Genomic DNA, 3,126 nt, shown 5'->3' with positions numbered 1-3,126 from the left:
ATAACGAAACAGTAGCTGATATCTCAGCTTTACAACAAGCCATCTTAAAAGGAACAGATCTTAATGCTCTAGAAGAAACTGCTGCAGGTGGTCCACAAGCAGGTGGTAATGGTGGAGATGGCGTAAGCTTATCTTCTACTAGCTTTGCAGAAGGAGGCCACATTAGTAACATAAATGCTAATGTAGGAAGCATAGATGCTTTAGCTCTAGCAGCAGGTGGAGATAATAGCTTTGGTGTAAGTGGTGGAAGTGCTGTTGGGGCTGGAGCAATAGAACCTACTTTACCAGCAGGAAGTATAAAAATTCCTTTGTCAGCGTATGTAGGAGAGAGCACATCTTCTAGACTATTAGCTTCATTTTATAACTCTATACCTAATGGATATCATGTATATAGACATACTGATGGTAGAGATTATCTAACTCCTGATGATCCTACTACTCCTAGTGCATTCCAACACAAAGACGGTTGGTATGTAAGCAATGATGGTAAACTAGCTATAGGTCAGGATGATGCATCAGATTTGGCTGTGACCGATTCTAGTAGGCTTTCTAATTACGCTAATTCTATAGAGGGTAATACGGATCTTAACGTATTTGGCGGAGATAATAGAAGCGGTATTATTGTAGATAATACCAAAGCTAATTCCGTGTATAGTGGCGTAGGCGGAGACGGAGTTAAATTTTTAAATAATGTGGAAGTAAAAAATACGCATACTGGTACTGGTGTAGATACTGTAAACGTAGAAGCCGGAGCAGAGGTAAAAAATAGCGATATAAGCACCGGCGAGGGAGGCGACGTAGTTAATATCAAGGGTAAGCTAGGCAATAGTACAAGGATAGACACCGAAGACGGCGATGATACCGTAAATTTTGCCGGAGAAACGAGCGGATATGCCGCAATAAGTACCGGACGCGGAAAAGATACGTTTAATATCGAAAGCGGAGCAACTTTTAACAAATTTCTTGGCGTAGATACCGGTGAGGATGATGATACGGTTAATATTAAAAACGGCGCAAATTTATCTTGGGGAAGTATAAAAACTGGAGCCGGAAACGATACTGTAAATATAGATGGCAATATGATCGGTAATCCAAATCATTTTAATGAGATAAGTACTGGAAGCGGCGATGATACGATAAATATAAACGGGCACGTATCCGGAGAATCAAGAATAAAAGCCGGCGAGGGTAACAATACCGTATACGTTAGAGGAACCGTCGACGGTAAAGCCAGGATAGAAGCGGGCGATGTCGATAATGAAGATAAACACAGCGAACTTCATATAGAAAGCGGAGCTACGCTAAGCGGACGCAGTAGCGTAAGTATGGGCGGCGGTAACGATACTATTTATATTAAACAAGGCTCTATCGTAAATGGGGGTGCTACTATATCTGCCGGAAACGGAAACGATACTGCATATATAGATGAAAATCTAGATACGGCTAATATAAATATGGGTAACGGCGAAGATACGATAAATTTCAAAAAAGGGATAACTATAAAAGGAGGCGTAATAAATTTTGGGGATGGTAATGACAAAGTCGACATCGACGGCATTACCTTTACTAATAGCGCGGAACTACTCTCCGGCTTAGTAGATAGGCCTCATTGGTACGGTGACGATGACGATAACGATATTATAAACATTACCAACTCTACATTTAAACAAAATAGTAAAATAGACGCTAGAATCGGAGATGATAAGATAAATATCGGTGCCGGAGCAGTAATAGATAACTCGAACATTATAGCCGGATACGGTAGCGATACTATAAATATTAATGCGGGTTCTAAAGTGGTAAACGGTAGCAAGATTTATTCTGGACTAGATCATTCATACGGTGATACCAACGATATAGATACCATAAATATAAACGGTGGCGAGGTTACAGACTCTGAAATTTATACTTCTCGTAGTAAAACGATAACGAATATAAAAGACGGAACACTCACAAACCTAAAATTTTACGGCGGCTCAGGAACAGATGAGATAAATATAAGTGGGGGGATAATTAAAAAATCTGAAATAACCGGCGGTGACGGAGACGATGAGATAAATATAAACGGCGGAAATTTTACCGAAACCAAGATAAGTACCGGAAGAGGAACGTATAGTGGAGACGGAGACGTCGTAAATATCGCCGGAGGTACGTTTAGTAAAACTACCGTGGAATTACAAGGAACAAAAAATACCGTAAATATAAATTCCGGAGCGGTATTTGGCGATCAATCGGACGCTATAGCCAATAGACAGTATCAAACCAAAATAGTAAACGGTAACGGCGAGGATCATGTAAACGTAAATGCCGGAGCTATCGTTAAAAACGCGACATTCGATCTTAACGGAGGTAGTGATACTATAACCGTAGCATCGGGTGCTACCGTAGAACATTCTCAGCTTATAACTGGAGACGATGTCGATACGCTAAACATAAACGGCACCGTTAGCGGAGATACGCATGTGGATTTAGGATACGGTGCGGATGTCTTAAATATGGGAAATGGCGCCATCGTATCGGATTCTGATATCCATATGGACGACGGCAGCCAAGGATACAATGATACTGTAAATATCGCAAACAACGTTACCCTTAAAGACCGGGCGGATATCAAAGGTGGCGGTGGAGCCGATACTATTACTGCGGGCGACAACCTAACGCTTACTAATAACGCTGGCATACACGGCGACTGGGGAAATAACGGAAGTGCTGGAACTGGTAGCAACGATGACGGTGATATAATTACAATAGGTAAAAATTTAAATATGAGCGGTGGTTCTATGATAAGCGGCGGCGGCGGAGATGATGTTATCTCTATCGGTAAAAATGCAAGTATTCAAGATACTTCGACTATCGACGGCGGAGCCGGATTTGATACATTAAAAGTAGCTGACAATAGCATAGACTTTAGTCATGTTAAAAATATCGAAAAACTAGATATGACTAATGGAGAAAAGACAACCTTAACTCTTACAGCTAGCAATGTTCAAGATATATTACGTGATAGTAATGAGAATAAGCTAAAAATAGATGGTGATAGTAATGATGAGCTTACTCTTGGAAGTAGCTGGACTAAAGGTGCTAGTTCTGGTGGTTATACTACTTATACTAGTGGCACAACTACAA

Annotated in this window: 1 protein-coding gene; it reads left to right on the top strand. The window is 40.8% G+C overall.

Annotated elements, in window-relative coordinates:
• Positions 1-3,126, top strand: a 3,126-nt coding sequence (locus F3G69_RS06460) for a beta strand repeat-containing protein (protein ID WP_188115340.1), incomplete at both ends; no start/stop codon positions are given.

Source organism: Campylobacter concisus (assembly GCF_902460625.1).
Lineage (GTDB): Bacteria > Campylobacterota > Campylobacteria > Campylobacterales > Campylobacteraceae > Campylobacter_A > Campylobacter_A concisus_AD.
This window is presented reverse-complemented; position numbering and strand designations above follow the sequence as displayed.